This is a genomic window from Streptococcus sp. Z554, assembly GCF_053010305.1.
In genome coordinates this window covers 253,943-268,381 of record NZ_JBRKNV010000002.1, presented here as the reverse complement: position 1 = coordinate 268,381, position 14,439 = coordinate 253,943, and the positions used below count along the sequence as shown (strand labels likewise).

General features: G+C 39.8%; 16 protein-coding genes and 1 pseudogene. 14 read left to right on the top strand and 3 right to left on the bottom strand.

Annotation, left to right across the window (positions count from 1 at the left end; translation table 11 throughout):
• The 9 genes from ACVC7R_RS03730 to dnaJ form a co-directional block, all read left to right on the top strand.
• Positions 1-451 (top strand): G5 domain-containing protein (locus ACVC7R_RS03730; RefSeq protein ID WP_447263597.1); only part of this gene is annotated, 451 nt, incomplete at its 5' end.
• A 158-nt stretch (positions 452-609) separates the two neighbouring features.
• Positions 610-930, top strand: a complete 321-nt coding sequence (locus ACVC7R_RS03725) for a PadR family transcriptional regulator (protein WP_447263596.1) — start codon at positions 610-612, stop codon at positions 928-930.
• The gene (locus ACVC7R_RS03720; protein ID WP_447263595.1) at positions 930-1,505 is read left to right on the top strand and encodes a DUF2812 domain-containing protein; all 576 of its coding nucleotides are present in this window, start codon (positions 930-932) and stop codon (positions 1,503-1,505) included. Before ACVC7R_RS03725 ends, ACVC7R_RS03720 begins: the two co-directional genes overlap by 1 nt.
• 21 nt (positions 1,506-1,526) lie before the next feature.
• On the top strand, positions 1,527-2,039 hold the full coding sequence (locus tag ACVC7R_RS03715) for a DUF2812 domain-containing protein (protein ID WP_447263594.1): 513 nt from the start codon (positions 1,527-1,529) through the stop codon (positions 2,037-2,039).
• Positions 2,040-2,200: 161 nt separating this feature from the next.
• Positions 2,201-3,235 (top strand): heat-inducible transcriptional repressor HrcA, encoded by a 1,035-nt coding sequence (hrcA, locus tag ACVC7R_RS03710; RefSeq protein WP_447263593.1) that lies wholly within the window; start codon positions 2,201-2,203, stop codon positions 3,233-3,235.
• A gap of 26 nt (positions 3,236-3,261) precedes the next feature.
• On the top strand, positions 3,262-3,774 hold the full coding sequence (gene grpE, locus ACVC7R_RS03705) for a nucleotide exchange factor GrpE (RefSeq protein WP_447263592.1): 513 nt from the start codon (positions 3,262-3,264) through the stop codon (positions 3,772-3,774).
• 376 nt (positions 3,775-4,150) lie between these two features.
• Entirely contained in the window at positions 4,151-5,974 is a 1,824-nt protein-coding gene (dnaK, locus tag ACVC7R_RS03700) for a molecular chaperone DnaK (protein WP_447263591.1), read from the top strand.
• 306 nt (positions 5,975-6,280) lie between these two features.
• On the top strand, positions 6,281-6,913 hold the full coding sequence (locus ACVC7R_RS03695) for a DJ-1/PfpI family protein (RefSeq protein ID WP_447263590.1): 633 nt from the start codon (positions 6,281-6,283) through the stop codon (positions 6,911-6,913).
• A 216-nt stretch (positions 6,914-7,129) separates the two neighbouring features.
• Entirely contained in the window at positions 7,130-8,266 is a 1,137-nt protein-coding gene (gene dnaJ / locus ACVC7R_RS03690) for a molecular chaperone DnaJ (protein WP_447263589.1), read from the top strand.
• An 84-nt stretch (positions 8,267-8,350) separates the two neighbouring features.
• Here dnaJ and ACVC7R_RS03685 read toward each other — a convergent pair.
• The 3 genes and pseudogenes from ACVC7R_RS03685 to ACVC7R_RS03675 all read right to left on the bottom strand — a co-directional run bounded on the left by ACVC7R_RS03685 (position 8,351) and on the right by ACVC7R_RS03675 (position 9,784).
• Positions 8,351-8,991 (bottom strand): annotated as a pseudogene (locus ACVC7R_RS03685) (hypothetical protein).
• Between the two features lie 85 nt (positions 8,992-9,076).
• Positions 9,077-9,364 (bottom strand): hypothetical protein, encoded by a 288-nt coding sequence (locus tag ACVC7R_RS03680; RefSeq protein ID WP_447263588.1) that lies wholly within the window; start codon positions 9,362-9,364, stop codon positions 9,077-9,079.
• A gap of 9 nt (positions 9,365-9,373) precedes the next feature.
• Positions 9,374-9,784, bottom strand: coding sequence for an HIT family protein (locus tag ACVC7R_RS03675; RefSeq protein ID WP_447263587.1), 411 nt, complete (start codon positions 9,782-9,784; stop codon positions 9,374-9,376).
• A gap of 67 nt (positions 9,785-9,851) precedes the next feature.
• Here ACVC7R_RS03675 and ACVC7R_RS03670 point away from each other — a divergent pair, with 67 nt between their 5' ends.
• The 5 genes from ACVC7R_RS03670 (at position 9,852) to ACVC7R_RS03650 (ending at position 14,423) form a co-directional block, all read left to right on the top strand.
• A complete protein-coding gene (locus ACVC7R_RS03670; RefSeq protein WP_447263586.1) occupies positions 9,852-10,583 on the top strand; it encodes an ABC transporter ATP-binding protein in 732 nt (243 codons plus the stop codon).
• On the top strand, positions 10,580-11,629 hold the full coding sequence (locus tag ACVC7R_RS03665; protein ID WP_447263585.1) for an ABC transporter permease: 1,050 nt from the start codon (positions 10,580-10,582) through the stop codon (positions 11,627-11,629). The genes ACVC7R_RS03670 and ACVC7R_RS03665 overlap by 4 nt, the downstream gene beginning before the upstream one ends.
• Before the next feature lie 47 nt (positions 11,630-11,676).
• A complete protein-coding gene (ccrZ, locus tag ACVC7R_RS03660) occupies positions 11,677-12,471 on the top strand; it encodes a cell cycle regulator CcrZ (protein WP_447263584.1) in 795 nt (264 codons plus the stop codon).
• Entirely contained in the window at positions 12,468-13,103 is a 636-nt protein-coding gene (trmB, locus tag ACVC7R_RS03655) for a tRNA (guanosine(46)-N7)-methyltransferase TrmB (protein WP_447263583.1), read from the top strand. Before ccrZ ends, trmB begins: the two co-directional genes overlap by 4 nt.
• A 168-nt stretch (positions 13,104-13,271) precedes the next feature.
• Entirely contained in the window at positions 13,272-14,423 is a 1,152-nt protein-coding gene (locus ACVC7R_RS03650) for a glycoside hydrolase family 3 protein (protein WP_447263582.1), read from the top strand.
• Positions 14,424-14,439 lie beyond the last annotated feature (16 nt).

Sequence of the window (14,439 nt, the reverse complement as noted above, 5' to 3'; positions counted from 1 at the left end):
CGAAGTAGGCGCTAAGAAACTTCCAGTTGTTACAACTAAAGACGAAACTAGAACTGAAGAAGTTGCCTTCCAAACTAAGGAAGTAACAAATGCTGAACTTCCTGAAGGAACTCGTGAAGTGAAAGCTGTTGGTAAGAAGGGTGTTCGCACTATCGTTGAGACAGTGACTTACACAGATGGCGTTGAAACAGGTCGTGTCGTGAAATCAAGTGAAATTACGACAGCGCCAGTTGATGAGATCGTTGAAGTAGGAACTAAGAAAGTAGTTGCAGACGACAGTAATAAACCAGTAAATCCAGGAACTAAACCTGAAGGTCCTGCAGCTAAACCTGCTCCAAACCAAGATAAGAATACTCTACCAAACACAGGTTCAGCAGTATCTAGTCTTCTTTCAATCATTGGTCTTGCCTTTGCAAGCCTAGCAGCCTTTGTCCTTCGCAAGAAAGACTAAGTCGCTCTTAGTGAATAAGAAATTGACATCTTAATTTCTTAGCCTAAGAAGAGAGAACGAGAAATCGTTCTCTCTTTTTTCTTGCATTTTATATCGAGGTGTGATATATTTTATACAACGAGGTGCGATATATCGAACTAAATAGGAGGTCTGATTAAATGGAATTAACAGATAAGATTAGGCGTGTCTACCTTCCCATGACTGAAACGGGTTTTTATATTCTATTCTGTCTGCAAAAGGAGAACCATGGTTATGGTATTGCACAAAAGGTCAAAGAGATGACAGATTCGCAAGTATCAATTAGTCCTGGGACTATGTATGGAACCCTATCGAAGATGGAAAAGGATGGTTTGATTTCCTTTGTTCGCGAAGAGGAAAAACGTAAAATCTATCAGATAACAGACTTGGGTCGAAAAGTTTTAGAGATTGAGCTGAAACGTATTGAGCGACTCTATAGAAACAGTCGGGAGGAACTTTGATGGAAAAGAAAGTTGTTTATAGAATTGCTACCATTGCGGATTATGATAGAGAGGCTCTCTATCTCGGAGAAATGCATGCTCAGGGCTGGAAACTTAAGGAAGTAAGCTACTCTATCTTAGTAGTTGCGGTTAAGTATACTTTTGAAAAGTGCCAACCGGAGCAGGTGGTTTATCAGTTGGACTTTTATCCTATGAAAAGGTCAGAGAGAGCTTCTTATTTACAACTATTTAAAGATTGTGGGTGGGAGCATATTACAGACTTTAATGGTTTTTCCTACTTTAGAAAGCTTTATTCTGGAGTTGAGTCGGATGCCGAGTTTGAAATTTATAATGACGCGGCCGGGAAGTTAGCAATGGTCAAGAAGATTTTAACAATGCGGATGCTTCCTATTTTTCTTCTCTTTTTAGCGCTACTACCGGTTTTCTCAAAGTTTGTCAGTGGAGGTAGTTCTTTCAGTTGGGGAATGTTTTTGGTTTTCATAATAGATTGGATTTTATTGATAGTTTTCGCGATTCAGATTTCTTATATTTTTTGGAGATTGTTTCAAAAGTGGAGAGAATTATCTGATAAATAAAACCATTTTGGAGGTTAGACAATGAATAGCAAAGTACAATTTCGAATGTTTACCATTTTTGATTTGGATAAGGTAGAAGATTATTTGCATGAGATGCATTTGCAAGGTTGGAAATTTAAATCGAATCATTTTGGCTTTTTCTATTTTGAACAATGCCAACCAGATGATGTGATCTACCGTGTGTGGAATACTAGTTACCTTAGAAAAAATGAGCTGGTGTTACAAAGTATTAAGGATAGAGGCTGGAAGTTTGTGGAAGGATGTCCTTATTCTGTTTTCCGAAAGTCAACTTCTGATTTAGCTTCGAATGACCAATTCTGCATGGACAGTCGGCTTAGATGGGAAGGTGTAAAATCTGGACTTCGTTCATGTGTAGCTTCTATCTCTGGTGGTCTAGTTGTTTGTATGAGCCTGTTTCGCGAAAATCTTTCTCAGTCTTTCTTCATCATTTTTGCCCTATATGCCCTCATGATTTCTTATCTAATCTATAGTTTTTACAGACTTAAAAAGAAATATCTTAAGATTGTAAAATGATTTTCTAGGTCTTCAGACTGATTTTTAGCACTCTTAATAAAAGAGTGCTAATTTTTTGAGTTTTTCTCTTGACATTCTCTTTTAAGGGTGTATAATAGAATCATAAGTTAGCACTTGGATGCATCGAGTGCTAAAAAGATCTATCAGAGAGGAGTGTCGAGATGGTTACGGAACGTCAGCAGAATATTTTAAATCTGATTATTGACATCTTTACCAAAACGCATGAACCTGTTGGATCTAAAGCCTTGCAAGAGTCTATTAACTCTAGTAGTGCTACCATTCGAAATGACATGGCAGCTCTAGAAAAGCAAGGTTTACTTGAAAAAGCGCATACGTCCAGTGGTCGGATGCCGAGTGTGGCTGGTTTTCAATACTATGTCAAACATTCTTTATCCTTTGACCGTTTAGCTGAGAATCAAGTTTATGAGATTGTAAAAGCCTTTGATCAAGAGTTCTTCAAGCTTGAGGATATTCTTCAAGAGGCGACTAAAATCTTGTCAGACTTGAGTGGTTGTACGGTTGTAGCGCTGGATGTCGAACCGAGTAGGCAAAAGCTGACGGCTTTTGATATCGTTGTTCTCGGGCAACATACAGCTTTAGCTGTTTTTACACTTGATGAGTCTAGAACAGTTACCAGTCAGTTTTTGATTCCGAGAAATTTCTTGCAGGAGGATTTAAATCGCCTCAAGACCATGATTCAAGAACGTTTCCTGGAACAGACTGTTTTGGATATTCACTACAAGATTCGGACAGAGATCCCGCAGATTATCCAACGTTACTTTACAACGACGGACAATGTTATGGACCTCGTCGAACATATTTTCAGAGAAATGTTCAATGAAAATATCGTAGTTTCTGGGAAAGTCAATCTCTTGAATTTTGCGAATCTAGCAGCCTATCAATTTTTTGATCAACCACAAAAGGTTGCTTTAGAGATTCGAGAAAATCTGATTGGTGACCAGATGCAAAGTGTCCGAGTTGCGGATAGCCAAGAATCTTGTCTTGCTGACTTAGCAGTGATTAGCAGTAAATTCCTCATCCCTTATCGTGGTTTTGGAATTCTAGCGATTATTGGTCCGGTTAATCTGGACTACCAGCAATTGGTTAATCAACTTAATGTTGTCAATCGAGTTTTGACCATGAAGTTGACGGATTTTTATCGCTATCTCAGTAGCAATCACTATGAAGTGAATTAAGATTGAAATCATTAAAGGAGGCGAAAATGGCCCAAGATATAAAAAATGAAGAAATAAAAGAAGAAGTTGTGGAAACGACTGAAGAAACAACTCCTGAGAAGTCTGAGTTGGACTTGGCCAACGAACGTGCCGAAGAATTTGAAAACAAATACCTTCGTGCCCACGCAGAAATGCAAAATATTCAACGTCGTGCCAATGAAGAACGCCAACTCTTGCAACGCTATCGCAGCCAAGATTTGGCAAAAGCGATTCTGCCATCACTTGATAACCTTGAACGCGCCCTTGCAGTTGAAGGTTTGACAGATGATGTCAAAAAAGGACTAGAAATGGTCCAAGAAAGCTTGATTCATGCTCTGAAAGAAGAAGGAATCGAAGAAATCGCAGCGGACGGTGAATTTGACCATAACTACCACATGGCCATCCAAACCCTCCCAGCGGATGACGAGCATCCAGCAGACACCATCGCACAAGTCTTCCAAAAAGGCTACAAACTCCATGACCGCATCCTACGCCCAGCCATGGTAGTGGTATATAACTAGGCGGTAAGTCAGAAATCTGTGATTTCGTTGACGCACCCCCGCAAGGGTGATTAGGCTGGTCACAAGCAATTGCGAAGTGAACTGCCAATCAGCTACTGCGTATAATTTCGACTCCTCGTTTCGCAATTTACATAATAGAAACCTTGTCCGAAACGACAGAAAACTATGAAAGAAAGATAAACAATGGTTCAGCTTCACCAATAGTAAGCGAAGCGAACCAAAGGCGATACTCTTTGCCGTGGCGCTATTTGCGCAAACTTTGAGACCTTAGGCTCAAAGTTTAGTCAAAGAGATTGACGAAGTCAAGCTCTGACGGCGTCGCCACTTAAGAAGAGTATCAAAAAGAAAAAAAGATAAAATTTAAGGAGAAAAACACATGTCTAAAATTATCGGTATTGACTTAGGTACAACAAACTCAGCAGTTGCAGTTCTTGAAGGAACTGAATCAAAAATTATCGCAAACCCAGAAGGAAACCGCACAACGCCATCTGTAGTATCATTCAAAAACGGTGAAATCATCGTTGGTGACGCTGCAAAACGTCAAGCAGTTACAAACCCAGATACAGTGATCTCTATCAAATCTAAGATGGGGACTTCTGAAAAAGTTTCCGCTAACGGTAAAGAATACACACCACAAGAAATCTCAGCGATGATTCTTCAATACTTGAAAGGTTACGCTGAAGAATACCTTGGTGAAAAAGTAACTAAGGCTGTTATTACAGTTCCTGCTTACTTCAACGATGCTCAACGTCAAGCAACTAAAGACGCTGGTAAAATCGCTGGTCTTGAAGTAGAACGTATCGTCAACGAACCAACTGCAGCAGCTCTTGCTTATGGTTTGGACAAGACTGACAAAGAAGAAAAAATCTTGGTATTTGACCTTGGTGGTGGTACATTTGACGTATCAATCCTTGAACTCGGTGATGGTGTCTTCGATGTATTGGCAACTGCAGGGGACAACAAACTCGGTGGTGATGACTTTGACCAAAAAATCATCGACTACTTGGTAGCAGAATTCAAGAAAGAAAATGGTATCGACTTGTCAACAGACAAGATGGCTCTTCAACGTTTGAAAGACGCAGCTGAAAAAGCTAAGAAAGACCTTTCTGGTGTCACTTCAACTCAAATCAGCTTGCCGTTTATCACGGCTGGTGAGGCTGGACCTCTTCACTTGGAAATGACCTTGACTCGTGCTAAATTCGATGATTTGACTCGTGACCTCGTAGAACGTACAAAAACTCCAGTTCGTCAAGCCCTTTCAGATGCAGGTTTGAGCTTGTCAGATATCGACGAAGTCATCCTTGTTGGTGGTTCAACTCGTATCCCAGCCGTTGTAGAAGCTGTTAAAGCTGAAACTGGTAAAGAACCAAACAAATCCGTAAACCCTGATGAAGTAGTTGCTATGGGTGCGGCTATCCAAGGTGGTGTGATCACTGGTGATGTTAAAGACGTTGTCCTTCTTGACGTAACACCATTGTCACTTGGTATTGAAACAATGGGTGGTGTCTTCACAAAACTCATCGACCGCAACACTACAATTCCAACTTCTAAATCACAAGTCTTCTCAACTGCAGCAGACAACCAACCAGCCGTTGATATCCACGTTCTTCAAGGTGAACGCCCAATGGCAGCGGACAACAAGACTCTTGGACGTTTCCAATTGACTGATATTCCAGCTGCACCTCGTGGTATCCCACAAATCGAAGTAACATTCGACATCGACAAGAACGGTATCGTATCTGTTAAGGCTAAAGATCTTGGAACTCAAAAAGAACAAACAATTGTTATCCAATCAAACTCAGGTTTGACAGACGAAGAAATCGACCGCATGATGAAAGATGCAGAAGCAAACGCTGAAGCAGATAAGAAACGGAAAGAAGAAGTTGACCTTCGTAACGAAGTAGACCAAGCAATCTTTGCGACTGAAAAGACCATCAAGGAAACTGAAGGTAAAGGCTTCGATGCTGAACGTGATGCTGCCCAAGCTGCCCTTGATGAGCTTAAGAAAGCCCAAGAAGACAACAACTTGGACGAAATGAAAGCTAAACTCGAAGCATTGAACGAAAAAGCTCAAGGACTTGCTGTGAAACTCTACGAACAAGCTGCGGCAACCCAACAAGCTCAAGCAGGAGCAGAAGGCGCACAAGCAACAGGAAATGCAGGCGATGACGTCGTAGACGGAGAGTTTACTGAAAAGTAAGATGCAAAGCCCGTTAAAACCTCGCAGTGAAAATAGGAAATCTGACGCAGAAACTTTAGTTTCTAGAAAGATTTATCTTTTTCACCAAGAGGTTAGGGCGTGCTCAATTCGGCTTAACTCGTTAAGAATGACTAATCACTAAAGTGATTGTCATTCTACGGCAATCGCTATGGCGACTTGCCTAAACGCCTTACTAGTTTTAAAACAAAGTATAATCGACTTTGTTTTAAAACGTCGTAATGATAAGAAGAAATCCAGAGGTTGCAACCCAGCCTCTGTTTTTCGGTAAAATAGAGGATGTTGCGTATGAAAAAAGTACTTTGTATCATTTATCCTAATTTTTCTCTTTATGAAATAACCTCTCTAACAAGTACTTTAGCTCTATCTTTTGGCGTCACGATTGATTATGTAGCTTCAGATTATTCGATAGTTATATCTGAGGATGGTTTGCCTTGTCAACCTACGAAAACATTGGATCAAATCCGTATAGAAGATTATTCTTGTGTGATTTTGCCAGGAATGGTTAACATTGGACCTGCTCTACAGGATAAAAAATTGACATCGTTTTTGAGAAGTCTTGATGAGCAAGATATCCTAATTGCAGCCATTTCTTCAGCGCCACTTTTATTGGCGAAAGCAGGTTTATTGAACGATACGAAATTCACAGGTGGAATTTGGCAAAACTTCTTTGACTATTTTGAATTTCTTCCACGTGAAAATTTCCAATCGAAAGTCCTTGTGCAAGATAAACAGATCATTACGGCTATAGGATTCGCACATCAAGAGTTTGCTAGAAAAGTGATTCTTAGTCTAGGGTTGGCAGAGAATACGGACAACTATTTTAAAGAACAGAACGAGTATGCTGAAGAGGATTTGATATATACTCTATCAGATGAAGAGTTTGATCAAGTGAAGCAGAGCATAGAAAACAACCTCTAAAAATTTACATGAATATTATAGAAAGGAACAAAGAGTGTTCTCAACTGAACACGGGTTCCAGAATTGCTTACTAAATTTGAAAGAAAGGAACAAAGAGCGCTCGAGAAATTGAACTCGAGCGGAAAGCTTGGAAATTAGATAAACCTCCTAAGAAATCAGGATTTCTTGTCGGTTTCCTAAATTTCAGTCGCTTTCTGTTCGCTCTTAGTATCTTGTATGAACAATACTGAATTTTATGACCGTTTGGGCGTTTCAAAGAATGCGTCTCAAGATGAGATCAAGAAAGCCTATCGGAAATTATCTAAAAAATATCACCCAGATATCAATAAAGAGCCTGGTGCTGAGGAAAAGTACAAGGAAGTTCAAGAAGCTTATGAGACTTTAAGTGATGAACAGAAACGTGCTGCTTACGACCAATATGGTGCAGCTGGTGCCAATGGTGGCTTTGGTGGTGCAGGCGGTTTTGGTGGTTTCGACGGAGCAGGTGGCTTCGGTGGATTTGAAGATATCTTCTCAAGTTTTTTCGGCGGAGGCGGTTCTTCTCGCAATCCAAACGCTCCTCGTCAAGGTGACGACCTCCAGTACCGTGTGAATTTGACTTTTGAAGAAGCTATCTTTGGTACTGAAAAAGAAGTCAAATACAATCGTGAAGCTAGCTGCCGTACTTGTAATGGTTCAGGTGCTAAGCCTGGAACAAGTCCAGTTACTTGTGGACGTTGTCATGGTTCTGGTGTTATTAACGTTGATACTCAGACTCCACTTGGTATGATGCGTCGTCAAGTAACCTGTGATGTCTGTCATGGACGTGGAAAAGAAATCAAAGATCCATGTACAACCTGTCATGGAACAGGTCATGAAAAACAAGCCCACAGTGTCCATGTAAAAATTCCAGCAGGTGTTGAAACTGGTCAACAAATTCGTTTAGCTGGTCAAGGTGAGGCAGGCTTTAACGGCGGTCCTTATGGAGACTTGTATGTAGTAGTTTCTGTTGAAGATAGCGATAAATTTGAACGTGAAGGGACAACTATTTTCTACAAGTTAAACCTCAATATCGTCCAAGCAGCCCTTGGAGATACAGTGGATATTCCAACAGTTCATGGGGATGTTGAGTTAGTCATCCCAGAAGGAACGCAGACTGGTAAAAAATTCCGCCTACGTGGCAAGGGAGCTCCTAGTCTTCGTGGTGGTGCTGTTGGTGACCAATATGTGACGGTCAATGTCGTGACTCCAACAGGTCTAAACGAACGACAAAAAGCAGCTTTGAAAGAATTCGCAGCTGCAGGTGATTTAAAAGTCAATCCAAAGAAAAAAGGTTTCTTTGATCACATAAAAGATGCCTTTGAGGGTGAATAAAGCATAAACTAAAAAGAGCCTTCGGGCTCTTTTTGTGTTATCTTTGAAAATTTAGCGTCGAAAAATCATTTTCCGGTTAGCCTGTTATTTATACTTTTGCTTGAGTAAGCCTGCCGCATCCATATCTTGGATGAGTTGCTTGATTTCCGCTTCCTTACCAGGCTTAATGGTAACGGTATCAATGCGTTTGATTTCTGAGTTATCCTGAATATCCACCAAATTCAAAGCTTTTTCATAGAAGGCGATTCCTTTTTTTAGACTCTCCTGGTCATTCCAAAAGAGAACTGAGTAATTAGGATTTGATTTCTTTCCGATTTCTTGGTAATACTTCCCGCTTTCCTCCTCTAAAAACTGGAATAAACCATGATTGAACAAGTTATCTTCTACTGTTCTATAGGAAAATCTCCTGTGTTTAGAACATAGATCTTGAGTCGTTTTTTAGTGAGGTTTGGACTTTCTTTTAGGACAGGGTGACTATTGATGACCTCGTCTGAAAAAGTAACATAAAAATCTAAGCCGCCCCCCTCGAATTGATAGCTTCCATTTGATTCTACTTTTTCAGGAGGCATGTCAAGGGAGATAAAGATTTGTTTTAAGGCTTCATTTCCTTCTCGAATGTCACTTGATGAAGCTTTGAAAAGATTGGCCACTAGTAGAAATGCTAAGATTGCAAGAAGACAGAAGCAACCAGAAATGATCAAGATGACTTTTAAAAACTGTTTCATGTTTAGTCCCTTCCTTTTCTGTTAGGAGCTGGTAACCCAAGATGGATTGAAGGGGATATGAGAAAAGTTGGATACTTTCCTTTTTTTAGTTTTCTTCAGGTTCTCGTAGTTCTTTTATCACAGCAAGTCTAGCTTGGAGGTCTTTTTCTAAGGCTTTAAATTTGTAAGTGAGGTCTTCTTGGTACTCCTTGATGACTTCTTTTTGCTGATTGATAATTTGTAAGCTGTTTTGGATGACATCCAAATCACCTTTAATTGCTTCAACGCGGCCAGTTGTATCTAAAACTTCTTCAGTGATAACTTCACGATTTTTAACGAGGAGGTAAGATCCGACTGCAGAGCCGGCAAAAAGCAGTAAATTTGATAGTTTCATAGGAACTCCTTAAGCATTTTTGATAGTTTCAGCGACTTGGGCAAGCTTGTCAAAGTCAGGTTCATGGGCGATAAAGTCAATTTTCAAGTCATCATCTGCACTATAACGAGGAACAAGGTGGACATGGGTATGGAAAACGGTTTGTCCAGCTACTTCTTCGCAGTTGGCGATGATATTCATACCCTTGGCTTTAGTAGCTGTCATGACTTTTTGTGCGACCAATGGAACCTTAGCAAACAGTTGGCTAGCGCTCGTAGCATCCATTTCTAAAAGGTTGCGATAGTGTTCTTTAGGTACGACCAGGGTATGACCAGGTGTTACTTGAGAAATATCAAGAAAGGCAAGGACTTGCTCATCCTCATAAACCTTGGCTGCAGGGATTTCTCCTGCGATAATCTTACAAAAAATACAATCTGACATAAAAACCACCTCTAGTGTATTGAATTTTGATATAATATAGCTACATTATACCAGATTCGGAGAAAATATGTTAGAAATTAAAAACCTGACAGGGGGCTATGTTCACGTACCTGTCTTGAAGGATGTATCTTTTACAGTAGAGAGTGGTCAGTTGGTTGGCTTGATTGGCTTGAATGGTGCAGGTAAATCAACAACGATCAATGAGATTATCGGTCTCTTAACACCCTACAGTGGTGAGATTAAAATTGATGGTTTAACTCTAGGAGAGGATGCTACGAGCTATCGCAAGAAGATTGGCTATATTCCTGAAACTCCTAGCTTGTATGAGGAGCTGACTCTCAGAGAACATATCGAGACAGTCGCTATGGCTTATGGTGTTGAACAGAATATCGCTTTTGAACGTGTGGAACCCCTTTTAAAAATGTTTCGTTTGGATCAGAAACTGGATTGGTTCCCGGTTCATTTTTCAAAAGGGATGAAGCAAAAGGTTATGATTATCTGTGCCTTTGTCGTGGATCCTAGTCTCTTTATCGTAGACGAACCTTTCCTTGGTCTTGATCCTTTGGCGATTTCAGATTTGATTCAACTTCTAGAAGCGGAAAAGAAAAAAGAGAAGTCTATCCTTATGAGTACCCACGTTCTTGATTCTGCTGAAAAGATGTGTGACTCTTTTGTCATTCTTCACAAAGGTCAAGTAAGAGCCAAAGGAAATCTCCAACAACTCCGAGAAGCCTTTGATATGCCAGAAGCAAGCCTCAATGATATCTATTTGGCTCTGACCAAAGAGGAGGAGCTATGAAGGACTTGTTTTTAAAACGAAAGCAGGAATTTCGCAAGGAATGCTTGGGCTATCTCCGTTATGTGCTCAATGATCATTTTGTCTTGTTTTTGTTGGTTTTACTAGGATTTTTGGCTTATCAATACAACCAACTACTGCAACATTTTCCTGAAAATTATTTACCAATCTTATTTTTAATTGGAATTGTATCTGTTTTGCTCTTGTTTTGGGGTGGTATTGCGACCTATCTAGAAGCTCCTGACAAACTCTTCCTCTTGGTGGCTGAGGAGAAGGTAAAAGACCATATCAAAAAGCAATCTCTCCTATCGTTCATCTTTTGGCTTAGTGTTCAAACGATGTTCTTGTTATTGATTGCTCCCTTGTTCTTAGCCATGGGCTTAGGTCTACCGATTTTTGGAGTCTATCTCTTTATCTTAGGGCTTGTAAAATATGTGATTTTTCGTCAAAAATCCAGTAAATTTTTTGTTGAAAATGGACTTGATTGGGATTCTATTATTGCTCAAGAAAGTAAACGTAAGCAGTTCTTGCTTCGATTCTTTGCCCTCTTTACACAGGTCAAGGGGATTTCAAATAGTGTTAAGCGCCGAGCTTATCTGGACTTTATCCTCAAGGGAGTTCAGAAAGTACCAGGAAAAATCTGGCAGAATCTTTATCTCCGTTCCTATCTGAGAAATGGAGATTTATTTGCTCTGAGCTTGCGTCTTATCATCCTATCCTTATCAGCCCTCATCTTTATTGAGCAGTCCTGGATTGCAGTCGCAATTGTAATTTTATTCAATTATCTATTATTATTCCAGCTATTAGCGCTTTATCATGCCTTTGACTATCAATATTTGACGCAATTATTTCCAGTAGGAAAGGGGCAAAAAGAGCGAGGATTGAAGGAAATTTTAAGAGCGATTGGATTGTTTGTTCTGATCTTAGAAAGTCTTATAGGAATGGTTGTTTTCAAGGACAAAATCCTTGTCTTTGTTCTTGTTGGAGCAGGCTTTGTATTGCAATTTCTTTATGTACCTTATCAACTGAGAAGATTGGTTGACGAATAGCATAAAAATTAGTAGAATAATAAGGAAACTTTATTCGGAGGAAAGAAATGGACTTGGGTGATATTGAGCTAACGCTAACCCCGATATCTGGGAAGAGCGGAAAAGCTTATATGGGAAGTTATCCTGATGGAAAACGTGTTTTTATAAAAATGAATACTTCTCCAATCCTGCCTGGTTTAGCGAGAGAGCAAATTGCGCCACAATTGCTCTGGATCCGTCGATTACCAGATGGCCGTGATATGTGTGCTCAGGAATGGTTGACAGGAAAAATTTTGACGCCAAGTGATATGAACCGTAAACAAATTATCGATATTTTGACACGTTTACACCGTTCACGTCCCTTAATGACTCAATTAACACGCCTGGGTTATGCCTTGGAAACACCTTCGGATTTACTTCAATCATGGGTAAATAAGGCTCCAGATGCTCTAAAAAATAACCAGTATCTTCGTATGGTTTTAGGGGATTTGCGCGAGAATCTTCCTAATTTTAGGGAGGATTATGCAACCATAGTCCATGGTGATGTGCGTCATAGTAATTGGATTGAGACTGAAAGTGGCTTAATTTATCTAGTAGACTGGGATTCAGTTCGCTTGACTGATCGAATGTTTGATGTAGCCCATCTGCTTTGTCACTATATTCCAGAATATCAATGGCAAGAGTGGTTGACTAATTATGGCTACAAATACAATCAAACAGTCTTGAATAAGTTATATTGGTATGCTCAACTGTCATTTTTGAGCCTCATTACCAAATACTATGAAAATCAAGATTTGGATAATGTGAATCGGGAGATCTATGCTTTGCGTACCTTCCGAGATAAGTATGGAAAGAAAAAATGAGAGTTAGAAATCGTAAAGGTGCAACAGAACTGTTAGAGGCTAATCCGCAGTATGTTGTTTTAAATCCCGCAGAAGCTAAAGGAAAGTGGCGAGATTTGTTTGGTAATGACAATCCAATCCATGTAGAGGTTGGTAGTGGCAAAGGTGCTTTCGTAACAGGAATGGCCAAACAAAATCCTGGCATCAACTATATCGGGATTGATATTCAGAAGTCTGTATTAAGCTATGCCTTAGACAAGGTCTTAGAAGTTGGAGTTCCCAACATCAAACTTCTATGGGTTGATGGTTCAGAATTGACTGATTATTTTGAAGATGGTGAAATTGATCGCTTGTATTTGAATTTCTCGGATCCATGGCCTAAAAAACGCCATGAGAAGCGTCGTTTGACTTATAAGAGCTTCTTGGATACTTTCAAGCGAATCTTGCCTGAACATGGTGAAATTCATTTCAAGACAGATAATCGTGGCTTGTTTGAATATAGCTTAGTGAGCTTTTCACAATATGGCATGAAACTCAATGGTGTTTGGTTAGATTTACATGCCAGCGACTTTGAAGGAAATGTCATGACTGAGTATGAACAAAAGTTCTCAAGTAAGGGTCAAGTCATTTATAGAGTTGAAGCTCAGTTTTAATGTGAAGACTTGTTAGTGAAAAACTATCGTTCACTCAAATGGAATATAAACATGTAACTCAAGGATTTAGTTCTGTCTTCGATAGGACTAAATCCTTGAGTTTTTAATAGATTTGGGATTTTGATAAGTGTGTACTTGTGCCCTGATAAGTGGTATAATGAAGGGGCTATGAGAAGAAGCATAAAACCTGTTGTAGTCTATTTTTTCTTTCTCCTTGTGATAGTTGGTTTGATTTTTTTGGATTATCAACATCATCGACAGGCAGATGTGCAAGTAGAAAAAACTGAGAAAACTACTCAAACCAGTGAAACAGATAAGGAAAAGGTTGTTGAAGATAAATTAGCCCAAATGACCTTGGAGGAGAAAGTCGGGCAATTATTCTGGGCTAGAGTTCCTGCTGATCATCAAATAGAAGATCTCCAATCCTATCATTTGTCTGGCTATATCTTGTTTGGGCGAGATTTTGAAGGACAAACCTTAGAGGATATGAAGACTTTGACAAGTCGCTACCAAGCTGCTTCAAAGACTCCTTTATTGATTGGTTCCGATGAAGAAGGAGGAACAGTAACGCGTATCAGTTCGATTTTGGATACCCCTTTCCAATCTCCTATGACCCTTTATCATCAAGGGGGGATGGAGGCTGTTCTTACTGATACTAAGAGAAAAGTAGAGGTGCTGAAATCTGTTGGTATCAATGCTGGACTCTTTCCAGTTGCGGACCTTGCTAGGGATTCATCAGCCTTTATTTACGATCGGACCATCGGACAAGATGCCCAAACAACTGCAAGTTATGTTAAGCAGGTTGTGGCAGAGCTTCAAAAGAGTAAAGTCGGCTCAACCTTGAAGCATTTCCCAGGATATGGCGATAATGGAGACAGTCATACCGACATTATCCAAGACAACCGTTCTCTGGATGAATTAAGACAGGCAGATTTTCTACCCTTTCAAGCTGGCATAGATGCAGGAGCGGATAGTATTTTAGTTTCTCACAATATCCTGACTAAAATTGATACAGTGCCGTCATCTATCTCGCCAAAAATTAACGAAATTCTTCGCAAGGAGCTGAATTTTAAAGGGGTCATAATGACGGATGATTTAGATATGGCAGGATTAGCCGATTTTGTCAGTCAGGATGAAGCTGCTCTCCAGGTAATATTAGCTGGAAATGATCTAATCCTAGGTTCTTCCTACCAAACTCAGATTCCTTATCTATTAAAGAAAGTTTCTTCTGGGGACTTGACAGAAGAGCGTATTGATGAGTCTGTAAGACGTATTTTAGCATGGAAATATGACTTGGGATTATTCGAAAGGTCTCAGTAAAAAAGCAGATGAATTT

Bases quoted from the DNA above. Each gene is read 5' to 3' on its own strand.
- ACVC7R_RS03725 (WP_447263596.1), top strand. From the start codon at position 610: ATGGAATTAACAGATAAGATTAGGCGTGTCTACCTTCCCATGACTGAA.
- ACVC7R_RS03720 (WP_447263595.1), top strand. From the start codon at position 930: ATGGAAAAGAAAGTTGTTTATAGAATTGCTACCATTGCGGATTATGAT.
- ACVC7R_RS03715 (WP_447263594.1), top strand. From the start codon at position 1,527: ATGAATAGCAAAGTACAATTTCGAATGTTTACCATTTTTGATTTGGAT.
- hrcA (WP_447263593.1), top strand. From the start codon at position 2,201: ATGGTTACGGAACGTCAGCAGAATATTTTAAATCTGATTATTGACATC.
- grpE (WP_447263592.1), top strand. From the start codon at position 3,262: ATGGCCCAAGATATAAAAAATGAAGAAATAAAAGAAGAAGTTGTGGAA.
- dnaK (WP_447263591.1), top strand. From the start codon at position 4,151: ATGTCTAAAATTATCGGTATTGACTTAGGTACAACAAACTCAGCAGTT.
- ACVC7R_RS03695 (WP_447263590.1), top strand. From the start codon at position 6,281: ATGAAAAAAGTACTTTGTATCATTTATCCTAATTTTTCTCTTTATGAA.
- dnaJ (WP_447263589.1), top strand. From the start codon at position 7,130: ATGAACAATACTGAATTTTATGACCGTTTGGGCGTTTCAAAGAATGCG.
- ACVC7R_RS03680 (WP_447263588.1), bottom strand. From the start codon at position 9,364: ATGAAACTATCAAATTTACTGCTTTTTGCCGGCTCTGCAGTCGGATCT.
- ACVC7R_RS03675 (WP_447263587.1), bottom strand. From the start codon at position 9,784: ATGTCAGATTGTATTTTTTGTAAGATTATCGCAGGAGAAATCCCTGCA.
- ACVC7R_RS03670 (WP_447263586.1), top strand. From the start codon at position 9,852: ATGTTAGAAATTAAAAACCTGACAGGGGGCTATGTTCACGTACCTGTC.
- ACVC7R_RS03665 (WP_447263585.1), top strand. From the start codon at position 10,580: ATGAAGGACTTGTTTTTAAAACGAAAGCAGGAATTTCGCAAGGAATGC.
- ccrZ (WP_447263584.1), top strand. From the start codon at position 11,677: ATGGACTTGGGTGATATTGAGCTAACGCTAACCCCGATATCTGGGAAG.
- trmB (WP_447263583.1), top strand. From the start codon at position 12,468: ATGAGAGTTAGAAATCGTAAAGGTGCAACAGAACTGTTAGAGGCTAAT.
- ACVC7R_RS03650 (WP_447263582.1), top strand. From the start codon at position 13,272: ATGAGAAGAAGCATAAAACCTGTTGTAGTCTATTTTTTCTTTCTCCTT.